Below are 24,616 nucleotides of genomic sequence, written 5' to 3'. Positions count from 1 at the left end.
ACACTCCAATTTTAACTTATACTTTAAAATTTATTCTTGCAAAATCGTTATCTTCAAAGAAATCATTGCATTCAACTAAATTTACTTCACTCTGTCTTTCATCTACCTTAACTCCTGCTATATATCCTACTTCATTTAACTTATTAATTATTTTATCTTTAGATTTTTCTAAAAGTTTTATCCATTTATCTTCACATTTTATATCAATATTTATATTTGAATTCATAACTTTTATATATGCATCTACAACTCCCATGTTTATGGTTTTAACACAAACTGCAAATTTAACGTTAGTTGAATCTATTTTCTTACCATTTTTTCTATCATCTTTTATTATTAATTTACATGGATATTGTTGTTCATTTATATTTACTGGAACATCTAAATAATAATATTGATTAGATAATGAATTAAAAATCTTAAAGTCATTCATTTTTCCTTGCAAACTCTGAAAAACTTTTCCCACAATAGAAGAATCTTTTTCTCCACTTTCTCCTAGAACTTGCTTTATTATTTGTTTCATTTCATTTGTTTTATTTTCTATTTGTTCTTTAATATTTTCAGCAGTTTCCATAGGTTTGTTATTTAATTTATCTAAAACTTTCTTTTCTAATTGTACTTCTTGATTTTTAGATTGTTCATTTGTTTTATTTTCTACACTACTAGTAGTAGTTTTTACTTCTACCGATTTATCCTGAGAGGTCATTTTTTCTTGTATACTACTATTATTTTCACTTTGTAATTCTTGCTCTTGCCCTTCTACTCCAAGTAGTCTTCTTAAAATTTCCTTTCCATCAATAGCACTATTATCATTTGTATAAGCTTTTGAATTATAGGCATTATTTTTGTTTGAAGTATTATTTGAATTTTCCTCCAAATTATTATTTGAATTTGAAGTATTGTTTTCATTATTAATGTTCTTAGTCTCTATTTCCTTAGATACGATATCATTTTCAAGTTCATCTAAAATGTTGCTACCATCTAATATTTCTTCATATATGGTCATAGAACCTTTATTTATATTGTTAAAACTTTTTATATTTTCTTCTGTAAGTTCTATTTTATTTTCAACTAATGTAAAAATTTCATCAACCTTTAACTTTTTAAATTCCTTAAAAAATCCCTTTAATATATTTTTAATGTCTTGCCCTTCTTCACTATTTAAACTAATATTTTTATTATTCAAATATTTTTCAATAAATTGTTCTTCTTCATTAGGATTTTCATTAATTTTACTTTGAAAGTCTATTAAAGTTTTCATCTTCGAAATATTTTCTTTAGTTAGTGGCATATTATATTTTATCATTTTTTTTAAAATATTATAATCTTCTTTTTTTACATTTACCCCTTGTTCTTCTAAAACATCAATTAAAGATTGTTCACCTTTTTTATTTTCTTCACCTATTAGTTGTAATAATATTTTCCCTTTATCATATCCTTCAACTACAAACTTTACTAATCCTTCTGGCGTGAAATCTATAGGCTCTTTTATTTGTGCTGAAAATTGCCATCCATCTAAAAGTTTTAATATAGCTTCGTTCGTTTCACCATCTATATTTATTATTCTAGCCAAAAATCTTTCTCCTATATCAAAAGATAATTTTTTATGGCTCTTACCTGAATTTACATTATAAGCATTACTTATGTTTGAAATAACTGCCACAAGTTTCACATCCTTTATAAAATATACTATTTATTAGTTATCGTAGTAATTAGAAAAATATTCATAAAAAAATGTGGGCCATGCCCACATTTAATAATACTGTATCTTATTTTACAACTATTCTATAGTATTTTTTCTTTCCTTTTTTAATTAATGTACTTCCATCTTTTAAATCTGATTCTTGTAGAACAGTATTAGGGTCTGTTACATTTTCATCGTTCATGTAAAGTCCACCTTGTTCTATTAATCTTCTACCTTCTTTTTTAGATGGAATTGCTTTTCCATTTAGAAGTATTTCTAATAATGATGTTCCAATAGCATCTTTTTCTACTTCTATAGTTGGAACATTGCTCATATCAGCTCCACCATTAAATAATGCTTCTGCTGCTGTTTGTGCTTTTTTAGCTTCTTCTTCACCATGAACAAGTTTTGTTACTTCAAATGCTAAAACTTTCTTAGCTTCATTTATAGCAGCACCTTCAAGAGAGCTTAATCTTTTAACTTCATCCATAGGTACAAATGTAAGTAATGATAAACATTTTTCAACGTCTGCATCAGCTACATTTCTCCAGTATTGATAAAAGTCATATGGAGAAGTTTTTTCAGCATCAAGCCATAATGCTCCACCAACTGTTTTACCCATCTTTTGTCCTTCACTATTTGTTAAAAGACTGCAAGTCATAGCAAAGGCCGGTTTTCTTTCTTTTCTTCTTATAAGATCCATTCCAGCGATCATATTTGACCATTGGTCATCTCCACCAAGCTCCATTACACAACCATATTTTCTGTTTAATTCTAAGAAATCATATGCTTGCATTAACATGTAATTAAATTCTAAGAAAGATAATCCTTTTTCTAATCTTTGCTTGAAGCATTCAGCAGTAAGCATTTTATTTACTGAGAAATGAACCCCAATTTCTCTTATAAATTCAACGTATTTAGCACCTAGAAGCCAATCAGCATTGTTTACTAAGATAGCTTTATCATCTGAAAAATCTATAAATCTTGAAAGTTGCTTCTTTATACCAGCTACATTAGCTTGTATTTGCTCTTCTGAAAGCATCTTTCTCATATCAGTTTTTCCACTTGGATCTCCTATCATTGCAGTTCCGCCACCAACTAATGCAATTGGTCTATGTCCTGCTTTTTGCATATGAGACATAAACATCATAGCTATAAAGTGTCCTACATGTAAGCTGTCTGCTGTTGGGTCAAATCCTATATAAAATGTAATTTTTTCTTTTCCTAGTAATTCTCTTATTTCTTCTTCATGTGTTGTTTGTTTTATGTATCCACGTTCCATTAACGTATCAAATACATTTACATTTTCCATTGTTATTCCTCCTAATTCAGTTTGTTTTTATAAAATAAAAAGTCCCTTTATAAATTAATATAAAGGGACGAAATTTTTCCGTGGTACCACCCAAGTTAATATGTTTATACATATTCGCTCATTTCCCTATAACGTTGGGATATCCGTATCAACCTACTAAGTTTAAACCGTTCAGTATAAAATTCAAGAATGTATTTCACTAAACTCATCAACTAGTTCACACCAACCACTAGCTCTCTTCATGAATCATAAAGCTACTTCTTTCCATCAAAATCTTTCTTCTTTATTCATTTAGATACTATTATATAAATAAACTTCCCAAATTGCAAGGAAATAAATGATTTAATTTTTAATATGTTTAATATGTGATTAAGCTATATATTTTTTCATAAATTCAGGAACTTCGTGTTTTTCAATATTTATATTAAGATAAAAGTCAACATTATACTTTTGTGATAATTTTTCTATTTTAGAAAACAAATGCGCCGTATCATCTATCTTTCTTTCTATGATGTTAAACAATCCATCTACATATACAACTGATACATCATAGTCTTGGGATAGAATACCGCACAAAAATCCGTAAAAATGATTACTGTCTTTTAAATCATATTCTTCTGTTGAAATGAACCTAATTTTATTATCTAATTGAAAAATAGGCCCATTATCGTCATCAATATAAACCACATTTCCTTTTGAATTAATGGCCATTTTGTTTGCAGATTCAATTAATGATTTAGTTTTTCCACTTCCTTTTCTATCACAAAAAATATGCAACATGTCAACCACTCCTTTTTTCTTATTTCTAATTATAAATTTCTTATCTTAATTATACAATATTCTGAATTTTCTATCAATATTATTATACCCTATATTTTACTGTTATTACTTTATAATGCATCTACACCTGGGTAAATTACTTTAAAGCTATTATCTCTCAAAGAATTTATAAATTTAACCTTTCCTATATCTTTAAAAGCTTTTTTCATTTTTGAAAATCCTCTTCCAGATTGCAAAAATATTTTTCTATTATCAAGTGTTATTATCTTTTCATATATCCACATGTTTCTTTTTATATAATTATGTGATAAATTCTCTGTTTCTTTATTTGTATCTCTTATTATAATTCCTGGACTAATTACTTCTAAACTATTGTTTTTTATTATTATTTCTATTTCTTTATTAATAATTGTATAGTCTCTATATAAGACTGCATTTTTAACTCCTTCATAGACAGCAAAAGTAGGATACTCCTTTGGTAATATATCATTTATAATTTCATTACTCTTTTCAAGCATACTCAATAAGTCTCCTTGAATTATAATAACTTCATCCTTACTTTTATCTATTTTATTTACTATTTTTATCATGTTATTAGGAGCATATATATAATTTATTTTAGAAAAAACTAAAAGACCACCTAATGTAGCATAATATCTTTTTTCTTCATTATCCATGCATATTATCTTAGAATTTTCCATAAGTATTTTTCTATTTTCATCATTAGTTGTTATATTGTGATTTGCAAAGTATTTATCAACTAAATATATATCTAAGTCTTCTATACTACTTTTAACCACTGGTGTAAGCTCTATGTTTAAACTCATGTTTTCTTGAAATGCAGTTATTAATTCCTGCTTTCTCATAGTATCTGTAGTAGAACCTCTTCTTATATAAAACGCACCATTATCCCTTGTTTGATGAGGCTTTTGATTACTTTGATATATAGTTATAACACCTACATCTTTTCCATAAATCTCTACAAAGTCTAAACTTATAGGTACAGGTGGTTCACATCTTGAAGATATTATCTGTTGTACTTGTTCCTCTGTAATTGAGTTTTTATCCATACCAACTACTTTCTTTGTCTTGTCCTCTACTCCTATTATAAGATGTCCTCTTCCCCCTCTTGAATTAGCTATCGCACATATATCCTTTGAAAATTCTTTTTTACCACTTTCCATACATAAATCCAATTTTAATTTGTAGTCTAATTTAACCCCTTCACGTCTTTTTAATAAGCTCAGTAATTTTTTCCTATTCATAAATATACCCTCAACTTTATAAATTAATTACACATTATTTTATTAAAAAAATAGCGATGAATACTCATCATCGCTTACTTATAAATTACTACATTCTTATTCGCCTTTTTTGCAATATATAACCTATTATCTGCCACAGATATTACACTATTTAAACTTTTTCCATCTTCCATGTAATATGCAATTCCGAAACTAGCTGTAATAGATACTTTCATTCCTTCATACTTAATAATATTTTCACTTATTTTTTTTCTTATACCATTAACGATATTGTATACGTCTTCTTTACTGCTGAAATTTGAAACATACATAATTATCTCTTCTCCACCATAACGTGCTACTATATCCTCTTTATTTAAATTGTCTACTATAATTTTTCCTGTCTCTTTTAAAACCTCATCACCTACTTGATGACCATACTTATCATTAACCTTTTTAAAGTCATCAATATCCATCATAACGATGGCAAACCGTTTACTAGCTTTATCTTTTTTTATTTTTTCTTCTACAATATTAAAAAAGTGCTTTCTATTATATATTCCTATTAAAGGATCTCTAATGGCTATTTGTCTTATCTTATTATATAGGGAGTTATTTTCTAAGGCTATTGCTATCTGATTTGCTATAGTTAAAATAAAGCTTATATGCTCGTGACTGAAAAAATTATTTAAAGTGTGTTTTACAACTATATATCCTATGAATTTTTCCCTTAAATATATAGGAACTCCTATTAAAGAATGTATATCATTCTTTAATACATTTTTTTTAACTAAAGGTTTTTTAGAATTTATTATAAAGTACTTTCCATTAAATAATTCCTTATATTCTTCATCATTATAAAAATCATAATCTAAATTTTCGATATTAGTAGCTTTTATCTTCAATTTTTCATCTTCAACTATATATATGGAAGAATAAGTTGCCCCTAGTATTCCTATTATCATATCATTAATCATGGGAATTAAATTTTCATTACTGAGAGAAACATTTATATATTTACTAATTTCCACTATGTTAATCATAGCATCTAATTTTTTTTCAATCTTTATATTCTTTTCAGTTATCATTTGAATTGTACTTTCAGCAAAGTTTTGATATGTTTCAAATTCCTCTTTTAATTTATTATATTCTTCCTCCATATTACTTTTCGAATCAGGTTGGTAAAACTTCATGTTATTTAACATTCCCCCACTTTAAATTTTATACACATATATATATATAGTGTTATTATATACTTACTATTTTACCATAAAATTTAAAAATAAGGAAATTCAAGAACCATTCTAATTTTTAATTGTTTTCTTTAATATTAAACTTAACGGAAGTGCTATAATAATTCCAGCAACTATTTGTGATATGTTACCTGGAATATCTTTCAAAGCTATTAAACATGCTTCATTTAATGTGGCTGCTTTGTAAACTAAAAATCTTGCCATTACAACACCACTTAAATAATAAGCTGTAATCATAAATATACCGGCTAAAATAAATCCAAATAAATTATTTATAAAGTTCTTTCCACCATAAGATTTTCTATAACATATATATCCTGCTATATATGCCATTACTCCTTTTATAATAAAGGTAAATGGCGCCCATAATACATATCCATGTAATATATCAAATAAACTCATTCCTATGGCTGATGCCATAGCGCCTTTCTTTCTTCCTAAAAGTATAGCTGCTAAAAATACCATACTATCACCTAAATGCACAACACCCATAATTGATGGAATATGCACTATAGATGTTGCAACAAATACTATGGCTGCCATTATTCCTACTTGTATTAAATCAATTACCTTAAGTCCACTTGAACTCATCCCCTGTTTTTGGTGTTTATGTTCCATAATTACTCCCCCTTAAAATTATCTCCTTTTTAACTATTATATGAATTTTTCAAACTTACGCAAATGTATGCATACATTAACTTTAATTTTTTATTTTCCTTCATACTATAACGAATAGCACTAAAGGTATAGGAATTAGAAACTAGGGGGTAGGACGTAGGAAATTTCATAAAATAAAAAAAACCAAAAAATTCAATAGAACATTATTCTATGATTTTAAGGTTTTTTCATTTTATTAAGCTTTACTTATATCTGATAATACAAGTCCATCATTATGTTCTAATGCCCAGTTTATTCCCCAGTCATTGCTGAAGATAAGTAACTGTTCATCTTTTAAGTCTTTAACAACTTTAGTATCACTAGTTATATTAAGATCATCTGGTTTAATTTTTGTCTCTTCAATCCATCTTATATATCTGTATGGAAGTCTTTCCATCTTAATATCAACATTGTACTCATTTTTCATTCTGTATTCTAAAACTTCAAATTGAAGTACACCAACAACACCAACTATGATTTCTTCAATTCCTATGTGAAGTTCTTTAAATACTTGAATTGCACCTTCTTGAGCAATTTCAGTCATACCTTTTATAAACTGTTTTCTTTTCATTGTATCTACAGTTCTAACTCTTGCAAAATGTTCTGGAGCAAACACAGGTATTCCATCAAATTTAAACTTGTTTGATGCTGAGCAAAGTGTATCTCCAATTCTAAACATACCTGGATCAAATACACCTATAATATCTCCAGCATAAGCTTCATCTACAATTTCTCTTTCCTCAGCTAAGAATTGTTGAGGTTGAGCAAGTCTAACTTTTTTACCTTGTTCCATATGGAATACTTCCATACCTTTTGTAAATTTACCTGAACAAATTCTCATAAATGCAATTCTATCTCTATGAGCTTTATTCATGTTCGCTTGAATTTTAAATACAAATGCTGTAAAATCTTCACTAAATGCATCAATTTCTCCAATATCAGAATGTCTATTTAATGGAGGTGGTGTAAGTTTTAAGAATCCTTCAAGGAAAGGTTGCACACCAAAGTTAGTTAATGCACTACCAAAGAATACTGGAGTTAATTCTCCATTTGCTATTTTTTCTAAGTCAAATTCTTCTCCAGCCTCATCAAGAAGTTCAATTTCATCAATTAACTTCTCATGAAGCTCCTCACCTATAGTTTCAATAATACTTGGATCATCTAAACTACCTTCTATTATGCTTACAGCACTAGAACCGTGATTTCCTCCATTGAAAAGTAATACTTGCTTTTTAAATCTGTCATATACACCTTTAAAATGAGCTCCACATCCTATAGGCCAATTCATAGGATAAGACTTTATTCCAAGTTCCTCTTCTATGTCTTCTAATAATTCAAAAGGGTCTCTCGCTTCTCTATCTAACTTATTTATAAAAGTAAATATAGGAATATCTCTTAAACTACATACATGGAACAACTTTCTTGTTTGATCTTCCACACCTTTTGCTCCGTCAATTACCATTACTGCACTATCTGCAGCCATAAGAGTTCTATATGTATCTTCACTAAAGTCTTGGTGACCTGGTGTATCTAGTATGTTTATACAATGGTTGTCATAGTTAAATTGTAAAACTGAAGATGTAACAGAAATACCTCTTTGCTTTTCTATTTCCATCCAGTCAGATACAGCATGCTTTGAAGCTCTTCTACCTTTAACAGACCCAGCTTCTCTTATAGCTCCTCCGTATAATAGAAGTTTTTCTGTAAGTGTGGTTTTACCAGCATCCGGGTGAGATATGATAGCAAAAGTTCTTCTTTTTTCTATTTCGCTTCTCAAATTTGCCACTTGCGTCTCCTCTTTCTCCTTTATTTTTACAGTTCATTTATGATTTTAGCTTTAATAAAAATTCCTGTCAAACATATATAATACCACAAATATAAACCTGCTAAAAGTTGTAACTAATAAAATAACTGTGATAGAATTTAAATTAATATATGAAGGTATAATATAATTATTACTTATTATATAAATTTTAATTCTCAAACAATAACTTAAAAATTTTAAACGCTTAAAATTTCTACAATAATTTATAAATTTGGAGGTATTGTATGTATAAGTTAATAGCTTTAGATATGGACAACACTCTTTTAGATAGTAGCAAAATGATAACATCTGATAATAAAACAGCAATTAATAAAGCTAGTGAAAAAGGTGTTAAAGTTGTACTTGCAACTGGTAGATTTATAACAGGTATTTCTAAATACCTAAAAGAATTAAACTTAGACAATAAAGACAATTATTGTGTTACTTGTAATGGAGCAATAGTAATAAATGCTGGAACACATGAAATCCTTTCCAAAACTTTACTAGAATATGATGATCTTTGTTACCTATATAACCTTAGTAAAAAACTCGGAGTTTATGTTCATGCACTTACACCTGAAAAATGCATTGTTCCTAAATATAATGAATTTAGCGCTATAGAAATTGGCATGAATCAAGTTGAATTTGAAGAAATGTCCTTTAGTGAATTAGAGCCTTCTGTAGAAATAATAAAAATTTTATTTGTAGGTCCAAAAGAAAAAATCGCCTCAATAATGAATACATTACCAAAAGAAGTTTATGAAAAATATACAGTTATGAGAAGTCACGATAACTTTTTAGAATTTCTAAATAAAAAAATAAATAAAGGATTCGGTGTTGAATGTCTTGGAGAAAAACTGGGCATAAAGAAAGAAGAAATTATTTGTGTTGGAGATGCGGAAAATGATCTTCACATGATTGAATATGCTGGTCTTGGTGTTGCTATGGGCAATGCTTTTCCCGATGTAAAAAAGGCCGCTGATTATATTACTTATACAAATGATGAAAGTGGCGTTGCACACGTTATAAACAAATTTATATTAAAAGAAGAAGATTAACTTAAAGCTAAGATAGGGGATGGATAAATGTATAAACTTATTGGAATTGATATAGATGGTACTTTAGTAAAAAATGATAAAACTCTTTCGCAAAAAACAATTGAAGCCATTGAAAAAGCTAGAAAAAAAGGTGTAAAAATTGTACTAATAACTGGTCGTCCCATTGAAGGTTTGCTTCGTTATACAACTAAGCTGAATTTAAACTCAGACAATGATTATGGTATTGCATGTAGTGGTGGATTTATTCAATGTCTTGGAAATAAACAAGTTCTATTTGAAAGTTCCATTACGCTAAAAGATTTTAATTATATATATAACGTAGCTAACAATTTACAAATTACATTAAACATATTATCTAAAGATACAATATACACTCCAACTTTAAATTTAACCACTCAAATTGAATCTTTTTTATCCAACATACCTATGGAAATAATAGATTTTAACAATCTTAAAGATGACATTTGTATAAATAGAGTTGTATATATAAACGAAAATAAAAGATTTACAGATCATTTACTGAACATAATAAAAAGACATAACATGGAGTATAAATCTTCTGATAAACTTTACGGAAATAATGATTTAATATTAGATGAAAACTCTTTACCAAGTGAACTTATAAATAATTTCACAGTATTAAGACCTTCATCTGGAACACTAGAAATCCAAGCAAAAGGAGTTAATAAAGGTTCTTCCTTAAAAATACTTGGAGAAAAATTAGGTATAAAACGTGATGAAATGATAGCTATTGGTGACTCAGGAAATGATATAGATATGATAAAATACGCAGGTCTTGGAGTTGCCATGGGAAATGCCCATGAAAAGGTTAAAGCAATTGCAGATTACATCACTTATACTAACGAAGAAGATGGTCTTGCTCATGTTATTGAAAAATTTATACTTAATAAATAGGTCTTGAATAATAAAACCTTAAGATTAACTCAAGGTTTTATTATTGGGAAAGCCCCCAACCATTGGGGGCTTTTGTTTATGTCATAATTTCCTTATGGATTAGAACTTTAAAAATATTTATTTTGTATGTTAATTTGATATAAAACATATATTCTACATAAACACTAAAAATACTTTTTATAACAAATACAAAAAATGCTAACAAATTATATTCATCAACAATATGACAATTTAAGACTGTATTTTAATTTATATATATTTTAAATTTATATATTTTTTTACATATTATATAACATTTAGATTTATTTATGGTATTATTTATAGTGGAATATTTTGTTATATAATAAGAGGGGGTTACTATGTTAAAAAAAATAATAAAATCTATATTAATAAGTTCAATTTTTGTAATAGGAGGAGGTTTGTATAATTGTCATAATGTATATGGATATGAAATAGATTTATCCCAATCGAAAAAAGCACCAGATACTTTATTAGTTGATTATCAATTTAAGAATTATGCAGAAAAAAATAATGCATTAATTGTAGACAATAATAAAGTTTGGGAAATAAAATTTAATAATAAATTATCAATAAATAATGATATGTATAATTATATTTATGTTTTAGATAAAAATAATAAAAAAGTTCCTATTACACTAAAACTTAAAGATAATGATTCTTGTACTATTCAGGTAATTCCTAAAAATAATTATATATTTGAAAAGGAATATGAATTAGTATTAGCTAAGGGATTAAACGGAGTAAATTCTGTATTAAAAAATAAAACAATAAAAAAATTTAAAATAGCTCCTAATATAAAATCTTTTTGTATGTTTCAAGTACCATTATATTCAAGTTGTCGTTGTTGTTCTTTAAGCGAATTAAACTCTATGTTTAAACCAGAAGGATTAGATAGTTATATAATGGTTAAAGCCACACAAAATGTAGATAATATATATCATTGGCCTATTGAATGGAATAAAGAGGATATAGAAAAAATACCTAAATATAAGTTTTGTGGAGATTTAGAAACAAATTTTATTGTTACTGTTGTAAAACCTGGAACTTATTATGTAAGAGGTCATTTTGCTGGATTTGATCCAAAATCACCAACTTATTCTTTTACACAAAAATTTGAAATAGACAAAGACTCTGATAAATATTATAGAGAACATAATTTATTAAAAGATAAGGAATAGAAATAAAAAAACAAGATTTTAGTTATAAAACCTTCAGATTATCCAAAAGCCTCCATCTATTGGAGGCTTTTGTTTACTTCAAAATCATTATAAATTTTTAAATACAAATCACTATGACTTAATAATTTTATCTTGGAATAAATCCAACTTTCTTTTGCATTTTTCTAAGAGTTTTATTAGCTATATAGTTAGCTTTTTCAGCACCTTTTTTGTATATACTTTCTAAGTATGATTTATCAGATACTAATTCTTTAACTTTTTCTTGAATTGGAGCTAATTCTCCAACTATAGCTTCTGCTACATCTTTTTTAAATTGAGCGTATCCTTGACCTTCATAATCTTTTTCTATTTCTTCTGGAGTTTTACCTGTAATTGCACTTAATATTGTAATTAAGTTTTTAACTCCTGGTTGATCATCTGAGTACTTAACAACTCCTAAACTATCAGTTACAGCTCTAGAAATTTTCTTTCTTATAACTTCTGGTGGGTCCATAATTAAAATAAATGAGTTAGGATTATCCGATGACTTAGACATCTTTTTAGTTGGTTCTTGAAGATCCATGATTTTTGCACCAGCTTCTGGTATATATGGTTCTGGCACTTTAAAAGTAGGACTATATGCATTATTAAATCTTTCCGCAAGATCACGAGTTAATTCTAAATGTTGTTTTTGGTCTTTTCCTACTGGCACTAAATCTGCTTGATATAATAATATATCTGAAGCCATTAAAACTGGATATGTAAATAAACCTACACCTATGTGATTTCCATATTTTTGAGATTTATCTTTGTATTGTGTCATTCTAGAAAGTTCACCCATATAAGAGTTACAGTTTAAAATCCAAGAACATTCTGCATGAGCTGGTACATGTGACTGTATGAATAATGTATTTTTTTCTGGATCAATTCCAGCAGCGATGTATATAGAAAGAAGTTCTAAAGTTCTTCTTCTTAAATCTTTTGGCTCTTGTCTTACAGTTATAGCATGCATATCAACTATACAGTAATAGCAATCATATTCATCTTGAAGTTTAACCCAATTTTTTAAAGCTCCCAAATAGTTTCCTAAAGTTAAATCTCCTGAAGGTTGTATTCCACTGAAAATAACCTTTTTTTGTTCTGCCTCTTGCACTTAGTATCCCTCCATTTAATTTGTTTTAATTTAGTTTTTATTTTAATTTTCTTAAGTTTTAGATATAACAGTAAATATTTATTATATATTATTATAAGACTAAATACTCTATATAACAATTATATTATCAACTACATAACAATTATATTATCATATGTACATAATTTTTGTATTTTCTTTTCTATATTTTCCTCTAAAGTTTTTATTGTTTTGTGGAATACTAATATAAAAGCTTCTTTAAATATAGAAAGGAGAAAAAAATTATGAGTAATCATATGAATAACCACTCAGGTAAAACTAACAAAAATAATTCTATTTATGCACCTAATATAAGAGGATTTATGGATAGTGATCCTAAACAGGTTCATTCTTGTTCAAAAGACGGAAAAAGTTGTGTTAAACTTCCAAACCACGTTACAGACCCTATTATATGTAATAATATTGCCACTTGGGAATTTGATTATACCTACAATGATGACAGTTTATTTCATGAAGACTTCCATAAATAAACTAGTTTTTTAATTCATTTTAAAAAGACTGTTGATAAAAATTTTATCAACAGTCTTTTATAACGGTCAAAGAATAGTAACCTTTGACCGTTATATTTTTATTTATATTATAACTTTTACGTTATGCACTCCACTTTCCATTAAAGGTATTATGTTGTTTCCTAATTCTTTATTATCCACTATGACCTTTTTAGTATCTCCTCTAGTTATGTCTATAATATATTTGCAATTATCCTTATTATATTCTATTTGGAAGGATTCCCAGCTATGTGGTACGTTAGGCTCTACAACAAAGCCTTCTTTTCCTTTGAATTTAAGTCCTAATATACCCTCTATTGCTACTCTATACATCCATCCAGCAGCACCTGTATACCAACTCCATCCGCCTCTACCTACATATGGCTCTCTTCCATATATATCTGCTGCTATTACATATGGCTCTACTTTATATCTTTCACATTCAAAATAAGACTTAGTATGATTTATAGGATTTAGCATATTAAATACTCTCCATGCCTTATCTCCTTCTCCTAACATTGCCATTGCAAGCACAACCCAAGTTGAAGCGTGAGTATACTGTCCTCCATTTTCTCTAACTCCTGGTACATATCCTTTAATATACCCAGGTTCTAATTTACTACTTTCAAATGGTGGAGTTAATAAAAGCACCATTCCTGTATCCTTCTTAACTAGATATTTTTCTAAAGATTCCATTGCAATTTTAACTTTATCTTCATTTCCTGCTCCTGATATAACAGCCCATGATTGAGCTAAAGAATCTATTTTACATTCATCATTTTCAATAGATCCTAATGGAATTCCATTATCGAAATAAGCTCTTCTATACCATTTTCCATCCCAAGCATTTTCATTTAGATTTTCCTTTAAAAATTCTTGCATTTCCTCATATCTATTAGCTTTCTCTTCATCATTTCTAACTTTACTGATTTCTTTGAATCCGTCTAATATACTATATAAAAACCATCCAAGCCATACACTTTCACCTGTACCCTTGTTTCCTACTTCACTCATACCATCATTCCAATCTCCAGAACCCATTAATGGTATATTATGAGGACCAAACTTTAATCCTCTTTCTATGGCTTTTATACAATGTTCATATATGGTTCCTTTTTTATCAGATTTTTGAGATACAGTATATCTTTCATCTTCTCCATCTTCTAGTGGTCTATCTTCAAGATATCCCACTTCTTCATCCAATATACTGTAATCTCCTGTTCTCTTTATATAATCCACTGTAACATAAGGTAACCATAAAAGGTCATCAGAAAATCTAGTTCTAATACCACTATCTACTACTGGATGCCACCAGTGTTGAACATCTCCTTCTACAAATTGCCTTGTGGCACTATATAAAATGTGATCTCTCATAAACTTAGGATTTACATACCCTGCTGCCATTACATCTTGAAGTTGGTCTCTAAATCCAAATGCTCCTCCTGATTGATAAAATGCACTTCTAGCCCATATTCTACAACTTATAGTTTGATATAATAACCACCCATTTAACATTAAATCCATAGTTTCATCAGGAGTTTTTACTTTAATTGTATGAAGAGACTTTCTCCAATAACTTTTGCTATTTTGAAGCTCTTCTGTAGCTTTACTTATATCCTCATATTTATCTACGATTTTTTCTATAGCTTCTATATTTTCATCTTCTCCAAGAATTATAAGTAGTTTTTTATCTTCTCCAGCTTTTATGGTAAACTTAGAATTTTCTCCAAAACAAGGATCCATTCCAGCACCAACACTATTTGAAAGTCTTATATTTTCTAGTGCTTTCGGATTTTTAAGAGATTCCCCTTTTCCTATAAATTCACTTCTATCACCAGTAAAGCTTTCTTCACTTCCACCTATAATTTTTAGATAAGCTGTTAAATTTCCAAAAGAATCACTGTATGGATTTCTAGCATAAATATACTTCTTTTCTTCATTTAGATAAGTTACAACATGAATATCTGTTTTTTGAGGTACAACACCTAATACTAGTTGAGCATAGTATGTTAAAGATAAATTTCTATCAACATCACAAATATTTTTTAAATCAACTTCACATATCTTAACATTTTCATTCATAGGCACAAACATATTTATATTACCTACAATTCCATGTGATTGATGCTGGAATTTTGAATATCCAAATCCATGATGTATTACATACTCTCCATTTTCTCTAATAGGTTCTGGTGTAATACTCCAAACTTCTCCCGTATCCTCATCTCTTACATAAATAACTTCTGCCGGTGGGTCTGTAATCCAATCATTTGACCATGTAGTTATTTTATTTTCTCTACTATTTTTATACCAAGTATATGGCGAACCACTAGCTGAAACTAAGAAACCAAAGTTCTCATTTGCTATAACATTTACCCATGGTGCTGGTGTTGTTTTTTCGTCTTTTAAAACAATAACATACTCATCATTTTCTAAATCGAATCCACCTATATCGTTATAGTATTCTAATTTGTTTATATCAAAATCATCAAAACTATAATTGTAATCTTTCTTAGAAACATTAAGTTTTTCTAATTGTTCTTTATCTAACTCTTCTGTTTGAATTTGTTTAGATAATAATCCCTTTTCTCCTTCTAAAACAAGAGCTGATATTGCCATTAAAAGATCGATATCTTCCTTTTCCATTGAGGACTTATTATTTAAAAATACTCCCCCACTTATATTTTCTTTATCTCGAGCATAACTAGCTGCTATTAAATCTCTTATATTATCTTGTAGTGGTTGGATGTATGCTATATCTTGCATATTTAAAATAACAAGATCAAACTTTAATCCTTTCCTTCTTATATACTCATGAGCATTTAATACTTGGCGAATTAAATCTATTTCTTCTTCGTCTTTTATAACAACAAGAACAATAGGCAAATCTCCGGATATACCATATTTCCATAAAGCTTGTTGTCCTCTTGTAATATTCTTTATATATTCTTCTCTTTCTTTGTAAGAATCACTTATAAACAAGATTTTTGATGCCATATCCTGATATAAATTTGCCTGTGGAGACTTTAATCCTAAATATCTCATATCCACAATGGTTTGACTTCGTGATAATTCAAATGCTCTATCTATATTTGCAAATTCTCTATACTTTTTAGCTATTTCTATTGCATCATCACGAGAATCAACTACAGCAGTAGTATATGCTATTTTACAAGTCTCTCCTGGAGCAATTTTCACTCTTTTTCTAATACTTATTATTGGATCTAAAACAGCTCCCTCACTGTTTTTAAGAGCCATATTATGTTCCATAGCTAAAGGACTAATTAAATCTCTATCTCTTCCAATAAAGTTAACTCTACTAGTCTCATATTGAGCCATCTCCATATCTTCCCCTTCAATACAAACGCATTGAAGTACATGTGGCTTTTTCTGCCCTTTTGCTCTTGGTCTTCTATTTGCAATTACACATTCTAAATCATTTAAAAATTCAGTTCTTATAAATAAATTACTAAATGCCGGATGAACTACATCAGCATCAAATGGTGCTAAAGTAACTTCACAGTAAGATGTTATTTCTATTATTTTGTCTTCATTAGAGTTATTAGTTAATGAAATTCTTCTAACTTCCGCATTGTCCTCACTAGATACAGTAACTTCAACATTAGATGTTATATCATTTTGAGATTTTTTAAACTCAGCTTTATACTGTGAAAATATAACCTCATATGAATCATTATCCTGTTTGCATGGTTCATATGTGGCACTCCAAAATTCATTTGTCTTTACATCTTTTATATAAAAGAACATTCCTCCTAAATCTAAAGTATTATCCCTTTTCCATCTGTATATGGTCATATCTTCTCTTTTTCCATATCCACTACCACTAGCTGTTATCATAGAAGAATAACTTCCATTAGACATTAATTGTATCTTTGGAATATTAGTTTTAGACGTCCTATATCCTCTAGCTATAATATGAGTTTTTTCATGGTCATTTTCTGTAGCCTCAAACTTCTGTTGTCTTTCATATACAATTTTGTTCGGAACTTTTTCTTCTAATAATACTTCTGTAGCTTTTACTTTAGGACTATTATGAAATCTCTTTCTAAAAATATTATCATTTAATACATTATCTAAAGACATTAAACTCATCCCCTCATGGTGAATCATAAAACATTTTACAATTCCACTTTCAACATTTCTCGGAAGTCTATCTTTTGTATAATCTATTGCTTCATATAAGCCGTATCTTCCCTCTAGCCCATTATTAATTAATCTATTAATATTTTCAATTGAACTATCTAAATCTACTTGTAGTGCCATAATTGTAGAATATGGTGAAATTACAAGCTCATCTTTAAGTCCTCTTTTAAGACCAATACCTGGTATTCCAAATGCCTTATATTGATAATTCATACTTACATCAAAGGCTCTATATGCTGACTCTGAAATACCCCAAGGAACCTTTTTTATTCTTCCATATCTCTTTTGCCCAGCTACAATGGACTTATAAGTTTCATCTAAAAGAGTATTTGGGTAAGGCTTCATAATAAGTAATGGCATCAAATACTCAAACATAGTTCCAGTCCAAGATACAAGCCCTTTATTCATTCCTATAGCCGCCATAGCTCTACCTAATTTAAACCAATGTGTTGTTTCTACTTCTCCTTTAGCTATGGCAACAAAACTTGCTTGCCTTGCCTCTGAAGCTAATAAATCATAATAACTGTTAGATAATGATTGATTTTCTATATCATATCCAATAGAAAACAATCCTCTTTTTTCATCATATAACATCTTAAAATCCATGTTTTGCACAAACACTTCACATTTTTTTATTAAATTATTAATTTCATCTATTAAAATGTGGATAGTTTCTTTAGTTTCTTCTATTGATTTTAGTGTATCTTCTTCAATATTGTTATTTTCACTAATAAATTTATCTAAAAATTTATTCACATTTTTTATTGATATATTAAACACAATCTTATCTACACTATTATCTTCTATTTCTTCTATCCATCCAAAGTTTTTTTGCACATTATAGTAATATCTTTTTACATCCTGTTTAAGTTTACTATTCCAGTAAAGTTCAGTATCATTTGCACTTTCTTCAATTATTACAAACTTTTTAGCTATGTTTTTTAAGAATTCAATCCAAAATTTTAAGCTAAAGTCACTTTCTTTTATATTATTTATATCATCAACATAAAAATCATTTATACCGAGTTTTAAATGAACTTCTTCATTTGCAAGTTCTAAAGTATCACATATTCCTTTTTTTACTGATGAATTTAAATATGAGGAATTTAAATATTCTTTTAAACTTTCTTCTAAAACCCACATATACGCAGCTAAATTACCACTATCTACAGTTGAAATATATCTAGGCATTAATGGAGCTTTAGTTAAAGTGTCATACCAGTTATATAAATGACCTTTATATTTTTCTAAACTCTCTAAACTCTCCATAATTTTAGATATTCTATCTACACTTTCTGTCATATCAATATATCCAAAATCATATGCTGCTAAACTTGATGTAAATCCCATACCAATGTTTGTAGGAGAAGTTCTATTTGCCACTCCCCTATATGGCTTAACTTGATAGTTATCTGGAGCTAACCAATTGTTTTCTTCATTAACAAAGTCATCAAAATATCCCCAAGTTTCTCTTGCCAATCTTCTTAACATATTTTCATCATCAGGAGATATATTATATGTCTTATTATCATTTTCCCGTCCTATATACCATGCAATTATAGGACTTAAAATCCATAATGTTGCTATTGGAATCATAAGTATTCCATTATTTCTACTATCCATAAAAGCTAGATAAAGTATAATTAATGCAATTAAGCTTCCTTGCCACATAAATGAAATATAGTTACTTAATGTTTTTCCTGAAGTTCTTTCAGCATCATCTGCTGTTTGCCACTGCAATAAATTTTTTTTGCTAAAAAACACTCTATATAAAGTTCTTATAATAGCATCCACCATCAAATACGCATTAAACGGTAAGAAACAAACAATAAGAAATATTTGCTCTATTAATGTTTTTCCTGTATTTATTTTTCCCGATAAACTAATTCCTCTTATGGGCATTGCTAAATTCTCTGTAATGTCAAAGATTAATGGAGTTATAAGTGATAAGATAGCTGCAACTATCCATTTATCTGTTCCATCTGGCAAAATGTTATACGAGAATGCACTAAGCAAAATTATAGATGGAGTAAGTAAACTTCTTCTTAGATTGTCTAGCATCTTCCATTTAGACAATCCATTAATAGATCTTTTTTTCTTAAACCAAGGTAGTAGTTGCCAATCTCCTCTAACCCAACGATGAAGTCTTTTACTACTTGAATTAAAATAAGCAGGATATCCATCAATAACTTCCACATCTGTTATAAGAGCAGTTCTAACATAAGATCCTTCAAGTAAATCATGGCTTAATACAGAGTTTTCAGGTATCTCATCTTCTAACATATAGTTAAATACATCTATATTATAAATTCCCTTTCCTGTAAAAATACCTTCTCCAAAGACATCTTGATACACATCTGAAACCGCCGTACTATAGGTATCTATACCTGCTTCTCCTGAAAATATTTTAGAAAAGATTGTTTTATTACTGCTTACAGTATCAATAGCTACTCTTGGTTGCATTATTCCATACCCACGAACAACTTTCTTTTTATCTTTATTTATATGAGCTATATTTAAAATATGGCTCATAGCTCCTATTAATTTTCTAGCACTATCTCTAGGCAGTTTTGTATCTGAATCTAAAGTTATTATATATTTAGCCTTACAAAGTTCATCTATATTAGAACTTATAACGTTATAGCTTGTGCTTTTATCCCCTCTAAGCAAATGATTAAACTCAACAAGTTTTCCTCTTTTTCTTTCCCAGCCTAACCATTTACCTTCCTTTTCATTAAATTTTCTACTTCTGCTAAAAAAATAGAATATATCATCTCTATCCTTTGCATATTTTTTATTTAACTTCTTAACGGCTTCTAAGGCTACATCAACTATTTTATTATCATTATCTTCTATTTCTTTGTGACTATCCTTAAAATCACTTAAAATAGCAAAATATAAATTTTCATCTCTATTTGCTAAATAATAAACTTCCATATTTGAAACTAACTCTTCGGCTCTTTTTGCATTATTGATAATTGTTGGAATAACTACTACAGTTCTATTTTCTGCTCCAATACCATGTCTTAAATCTAGTTTAGGAATAAATTTAGGATCAAGTATATTTGTTATAATCCAATTCAAAACAGAAATTACAATTTCACTACAAGGCACCACTAAAACTAATGTTGCAACTATATATCTCCACAACATTCTATTGGTGTCATTGGCATAACTTAAACATAAAAATACTCCGATAAAAAATATAGTTCCAAATATTATTGTTCCTATATAAGCTCCAAATGCACTTTCTCTTAAATTATCATTAAAAGATCCACTAAGCTTTTTACGTTGAAATATTTTTCTTTTTAGTGTCACTACTCCCTTGTCTATAAGATAGTATCCTACGTGTTTTCTGTATTCTTCTCCTTTTACGCTATCAGCTTCTTCTGCACACTCTATAGCTTTTTTCACTATAAATACTTCAGATTTATTTAAACTTTTAGCTAATTTTTCAACTTTATGTCTATAATAATCTCTTGATTCAAAATCCATATTTGAATATATATTTGTTGGATCTTTTCTTAAATATTTTTCAACAAAACTCATTTTTTCAAAAAGTTCTTTCCAACTCAATCCATCAATTTCTCTAATAGAATTTATACTATTTCCCATGGCAATTTGTTGAGATGCCTGTTTTAAATGCTCAGAATTTATTATTTTTTCAAAGTTATTATTTTCTACTTCTAATTTATCAAATATCCAATCATATATAGCTTTATTATCTATTCCATTGTCTCTTAAAATCTTTAATAATCTTTCCGTAAACTGTGTGGTAAAGTTTATATCTTCTTTAGTTATATTTTCTATTTCTATATATGAATTTTTACTATGTACAGCGCTTATTATTCTATCTGCTATATTGTCAGCTTTAATTCTTTCTTTAGAATAAAAAACCAAGTTATTTGTTATTTTACTTATATTTTGTATCAAAGCTATTCTAAGCATTATTGGTAAAGCCCAAAGTTCCCCACTAGTTAAAATAGTATTTGTTTGGTATGCACCTATAACTTCTTCTATGATACTCTCATCTATTTTAGAATTTATATGAGATACTATTTCTACTGCTATATGATAAATTCTAGGATAACCTTTCATAATACCTCTATCTATTACAGGAAGATCCTTATAATAAGACTTTGGCATATTATATTTTATATGTTTATACTCTTTTTCTATTAAATATAAATTGTCCAAAAGCCATTCTGAAGCTGGAGTTACTTCTTTTTTTTCTTTAAGGGTTTTATCTATGTATTCATGTCCATCTAATATTTTCTTATAGCTTTTATCTAAGCTTTTTATTAATTTCTTTCTACAATTACTATTGCCTTTAGTTGAATAATTGGCTATTTCTAAGGCATGTTTTTTTAGTTCTTCTTTACTTATATTTATAGCTGGAATATCTTCTAATATATTTTCTTCACTATTTTTTCTGCAATTATTTCCCTTTATACCTACAAATATAGCGAGCAATATAAATAAAATCCCTATACTGATATAAAGCATTTAAAGTCACTCCTCTACGATTTTTACATTATAATTTCTACAAATTAACTTCATTTTACCTAAATATTATTCCCAATCTTCCCTATATTTAAACAAAAAATAAAAGAAGAAAAGAACCCCTTAATTTTTAGGTGTTCTTTTCTTAAATGTATATAATATATTTTAAATTTGAATAACTTATTTATATATTTAAAGTTCTAATTCACCTGATACTAAATCTTCATAAGATTGTCTCTTGCAAATTAGTTTACTTTGTCCTCTATTTACAAAAACCACTGCTGGTCTTGGTATCTTATTATAGTTACTAGACATAGAATATCCGTAAGCTCCTGTTGTTAATACAGCTAAAATATCTCCACTTTCTGCATGAGACACTTTAACATTTTCAAGTAAAATATCCCCTGATTCACAACACTTACCTGATATTGTTACCTTTTCTTTCGATTTAGCTTTTACGTTATTGGCAACTAAACATTCATAACTAGCTCTATAAAGTGCTGGTCTTATATTATCAGTCATTCCACCATCAACAGAAACATACTTTCTTATTTCAGGTATTTCTTTTATAGACCCTACTGTGTAAAGGGTAGTTCCTGCATTTCCAACAATTGATCTACCCGGTTCTATAACTAATGAAGGTAATTCTATATCTAATTCTTTAGAAACTTTAACAGCTTCTTCTAAAATAGCACTACAAAAATCTTCAATCTTTTTAGGAGAATCTCCTTTTCCATAGTAAATTCCAAATCCTCCACCAAGGTCTAATTCTTTTATTGTGCATCCTAGCTTTTCTTTCACTTCTTTTATTAATGCTAGCATTATTCTAACTTCATCTCTATATGGCTCTATCTCAAATATTTGAGAACCTATATGACAATGAAAACCTACAAATTCTATATTGGAAAATTTATTTGCCATTTCAACAGCTTTTAATGTTTGATTTTGAAGCAAAGTAAATCCAAATTTTGAATCTATTTGTCCAGTTTTTATATAATCATGAGTATGAGCTTCTATTCCTGGAGTAATTCTTAAAAGTATCTTTTGAACTTTATCATATTTTTTAGCTATTTTATTTATATTCTCTATTTCATAAAAATTATCAGCAACAAATCTTCCAACTCCAAGTCTAACACCCATGTCAATTTCTTCTAAAGTTTTATTATTTCCGTGGAAATATATCTTTTCCATAGGAAATTCACTTTTATATGCAGTATATAATTCCCCACCAGATACTACATCTAGACACATACCTTCCTCATTAATAAGTTGACACATTGCTATTGTTAAAAAGGCTTTCCCTGCATATGCAACTTTATTCACTTCATTATTTCCTTTGAAGTTTTCACGGTATCGTCTGCAATTTTCTCTAATTAGTTCTTCGTCCATTACATATAAAGGAGTTTTAAATTCACTTGCTAATTCTCTTGTACCTACTCCCCCTATATATAATTCATTATCCATAACTTCCATAGTTCCAAATAATCTCATCTTATATGCCCCCATTTATTAATTTCAATGTTTAAGTTTTCTCTAATAATTTCTGCCCCTGTTAAAAAATGTTACCATTCATTATATAAAAAAATATTGCGTCAAGGAACACCCTGATCGCAATATTTTATACTCCGAACTTAGTGTAACCTTGTAGCTCTCCATATTAATAACAACATGACAGCGTCATACATATTATGCATAACGCCAGATAATAAATTTGCCAATTTGATTATCTTCGGCTGTAATCCCTTTTTTTACTTATCTTAATCTGCCGACTACTAGTAAATACTCTTAATTACAGCACCTCTACCTTAGGTAACTAATTTTTATTTTATTTTTTAATTTCATTCATTTAAATTATTCATAGTCTAACATAAAAGTTGAAACTATGCAATAATTTATTTAAATGGAATTTCAATTATTTCTGGATTTATGTTTTTTTCATCTAAATTTAATATGCCAAGTGAAATTGGTAATTTAAATCTACGTGGACCTGCACTTCCTGGATTAAAGTATAATACATCATCAATTGTTTTTTCACAAGATTTATGAGAATGTCCACTAATTACAACATTAAATCCAGCTTCTTTAGGCTCTAAATCTAATTCATCTAGATTATGTAATACATATATATTTATATCTCCAACTTCTAACACTTCTGTTCTTTTTAATATATATCCAAGTTCTCCATTATCACAATTTCCTCTAACCACTGTGACAGGAGCGATTTTTCTCAGTTCTTGTATTATAGATGAATCGCCTACATCTCCTGCATGGATAATAAAGTCCACTCCATTAAATACTTTTAAAACTTCTGGTCTTAATAATCCGTGAGTATCTGAAATTACTCCTATTTTATATTTGTTCATTAAAAGTTTCTCCTTAAAAAT

At 28.2% G+C, this 24,616-nt stretch carries 15 protein-coding genes, 1 riboswitch and 1 other annotated feature; of the genes, 4 read left to right on the top strand and 11 right to left on the bottom strand.

Annotated features, from left to right (window positions below; translation table 11 throughout):
- Nucleotides 1-16: 16 nt before the first annotated feature.
- The 7 genes from NT01CX_RS02470 to NT01CX_RS02440 form a co-directional block, all read right to left on the bottom strand.
- The gene (locus NT01CX_RS02470; RefSeq protein ID WP_011721456.1) at nt 17-1,663 is read right to left on the bottom strand and encodes a hypothetical protein; all 1,647 of its coding nucleotides are present in this window, start codon (nt 1,661-1,663) and stop codon (nt 17-19) included.
- 106 nt (nt 1,664-1,769) lie between these two features.
- Entirely contained in the window at nt 1,770-2,996 is a 1,227-nt protein-coding gene (gene tyrS / locus NT01CX_RS02465) for a tyrosine--tRNA ligase (protein WP_011721455.1), read from the bottom strand.
- Nucleotides 2,997-3,056: 60 nt separating this feature from the next.
- Nucleotides 3,057-3,276, bottom strand: a binding site (T-box leader).
- Between the two features lie 89 nt (nt 3,277-3,365).
- Complete coding sequence (locus tag NT01CX_RS02460; RefSeq protein WP_011721454.1) at nt 3,366-3,776, bottom strand: hypothetical protein; 411 nt, start codon at nt 3,774-3,776, stop codon at nt 3,366-3,368.
- 110 nt (nt 3,777-3,886) lie between these two features.
- Complete coding sequence (locus NT01CX_RS02455; protein ID WP_039238051.1) at nt 3,887-5,041, bottom strand: AlbA family DNA-binding domain-containing protein; 1,155 nt, start codon at nt 5,039-5,041, stop codon at nt 3,887-3,889.
- Between the two features lie 74 nt (nt 5,042-5,115).
- A complete protein-coding gene (locus NT01CX_RS02450; protein WP_011721452.1) occupies nt 5,116-6,213 on the bottom strand; it encodes a sensor domain-containing diguanylate cyclase in 1,098 nt (365 codons plus the stop codon).
- 111 nt (nt 6,214-6,324) lie between these two features.
- On the bottom strand, nt 6,325-6,891 hold the full coding sequence (locus NT01CX_RS02445) for an ECF transporter S component (protein ID WP_011721451.1): 567 nt from the start codon (nt 6,889-6,891) through the stop codon (nt 6,325-6,327).
- A gap of 235 nt (nt 6,892-7,126) precedes the next feature.
- The gene (locus NT01CX_RS02440; protein WP_011721450.1) at nt 7,127-8,716 is read right to left on the bottom strand and encodes a peptide chain release factor 3; all 1,590 of its coding nucleotides are present in this window, start codon (nt 8,714-8,716) and stop codon (nt 7,127-7,129) included.
- 263 nt (nt 8,717-8,979) lie between these two features.
- Here NT01CX_RS02440 and yidA point away from each other — a divergent pair, with 263 nt between their 5' ends.
- The 3 genes from yidA to NT01CX_RS02425 all read left to right on the top strand — a co-directional run bounded on the left by yidA (nt 8,980) and on the right by NT01CX_RS02425 (nt 11,906).
- On the top strand, nt 8,980-9,792 hold the full coding sequence (yidA, locus tag NT01CX_RS02435) for a sugar-phosphatase (RefSeq protein ID WP_011721449.1): 813 nt from the start codon (nt 8,980-8,982) through the stop codon (nt 9,790-9,792).
- Nucleotides 9,793-9,819: 27 nt separating this feature from the next.
- Nucleotides 9,820-10,707, top strand: coding sequence for a Cof-type HAD-IIB family hydrolase (locus NT01CX_RS02430; protein ID WP_011721448.1), 888 nt, complete (start codon nt 9,820-9,822; stop codon nt 10,705-10,707).
- Between the two features lie 359 nt (nt 10,708-11,066).
- Complete coding sequence (locus NT01CX_RS02425; RefSeq protein ID WP_011721447.1) at nt 11,067-11,906, top strand: hypothetical protein; 840 nt, start codon at nt 11,067-11,069, stop codon at nt 11,904-11,906.
- A 127-nt stretch (nt 11,907-12,033) separates the two neighbouring features.
- Here the strand turns inward: NT01CX_RS02425 and trpS are convergent, their stop codons facing one another.
- Nucleotides 12,034-13,038, bottom strand: coding sequence for a tryptophan--tRNA ligase (gene trpS / locus NT01CX_RS02420; RefSeq protein ID WP_011721446.1), 1,005 nt, complete (start codon nt 13,036-13,038; stop codon nt 12,034-12,036).
- 263 nt (nt 13,039-13,301) lie between these two features.
- Between trpS and NT01CX_RS02415 the strand changes: the two genes are divergently transcribed.
- Nucleotides 13,302-13,547, top strand: coding sequence for a hypothetical protein (locus tag NT01CX_RS02415; RefSeq protein ID WP_242648499.1), 246 nt, complete (start codon nt 13,302-13,304; stop codon nt 13,545-13,547).
- 102 nt (nt 13,548-13,649) lie between these two features.
- Here the strand turns inward: NT01CX_RS02415 and NT01CX_RS02410 are convergent, their stop codons facing one another.
- From NT01CX_RS02410 to NT01CX_RS02400, 3 genes are all read right to left on the bottom strand, one after another.
- Nucleotides 13,650-22,235 (bottom strand): GH36-type glycosyl hydrolase domain-containing protein, encoded by an 8,586-nt coding sequence (locus NT01CX_RS02410; RefSeq protein ID WP_011721444.1) that lies wholly within the window; start codon nt 22,233-22,235, stop codon nt 13,650-13,652.
- Nucleotides 22,236-22,424: 189 nt separating this feature from the next.
- Nucleotides 22,425-23,723 (bottom strand): diaminopimelate decarboxylase, encoded by a 1,299-nt coding sequence (lysA, locus tag NT01CX_RS02405; protein ID WP_011721443.1) that lies wholly within the window; start codon nt 23,721-23,723, stop codon nt 22,425-22,427.
- 146 nt (nt 23,724-23,869) lie between these two features.
- A riboswitch (Lysine riboswitch) is annotated at nt 23,870-24,043 on the bottom strand.
- An 81-nt stretch (nt 24,044-24,124) separates the two neighbouring features.
- Entirely contained in the window at nt 24,125-24,595 is a 471-nt protein-coding gene (locus NT01CX_RS02400) for a metallophosphoesterase family protein (RefSeq protein ID WP_011721442.1), read from the bottom strand.
- Nucleotides 24,596-24,616 lie beyond the last annotated feature (21 nt).

This window comes from Clostridium novyi NT, assembly GCF_000014125.1.
GTDB lineage: Bacteria > Bacillota > Clostridia > Clostridiales > Clostridiaceae > Clostridium_H > Clostridium_H novyi.
The sequence above is the reverse complement of the archived record's forward strand: the minus strand, read 5'-3'. Positions and strand labels throughout refer to the sequence as shown.